This window comes from Vibrio sp. D173a, from assembly GCF_030248475.1.
Window position 1 is genome coordinate 1 of record NZ_JAHGAH010000710.1, and the last position, 725, is coordinate 725.

Consider the following 725-nt stretch of genomic DNA (forward strand, 5'->3'; position numbering starts at 1 on the left):
ATTTCGGTAACGTCTTATTCTAAGTGGAGATCGAGTGGTGTCTTGCTGCTGCGGCCGCCAATTTCACGAGTCAGTTTAGGGACGAGATACCCAGAAACCTCAGACATCAAGCCTTGCATATGCTGTTTGGCTTCCTGATCGGAAATGTAAAAATGCGCCGCGCCCTGTACCTTATCAAGTACATGCATATAGTAAGGTAAAACACCGGCATCGAATAGACTTTCACTTAGATTTTTCCAAGAGTTAACGCAATTATTCACGCCTTTCAGCATCACGCCTTGGTTGAGTAGGGTAAGTGATTGATATGGTTTACCACAACGACATTAAGACGAGTGTTGCTGAGCGTTTGGCACAGCTCCTCCGTAATGCGTGCAGGGATCACCACTGGTAAGCGGCTGTGGATACGGACTGTCTTGATATGAGGAATGGACTCGATCGCCTTAATCAACCAATCGAGTTCGCTGTCTTTGGCCATCAACGGGTCACCACCAGAGAGTAACACCTCGTTTATTTCAGGGTGCTGAGCCACGTAATCAAGAGTGGTCTGCCAAACCGATTTAGAGCCCTTGTTGTCCTGATAAGGAAAGTGGCGACGAAAGCAGTAACGGCAGTTTACCGCGCAGCCACCCTTGACGATCATTAACGCGCGGTTCTTGTATTTATGCAGCAGTCCCGGAATCGCATTATCTTGCTCTTCTAATGGATCCGCAGAGTAGCCCTCATGA

Annotated in this window: 1 pseudogene; it reads right to left on the bottom strand. The window is 48.0% G+C overall.

From position 1 onward, the window contains the following. Nucleotides 1-14: 14 nt before the first annotated feature. Nucleotides 15-725: pseudogene (locus tag KIV40_RS28705) on the bottom strand (KamA family radical SAM protein); the annotation flags it as partial.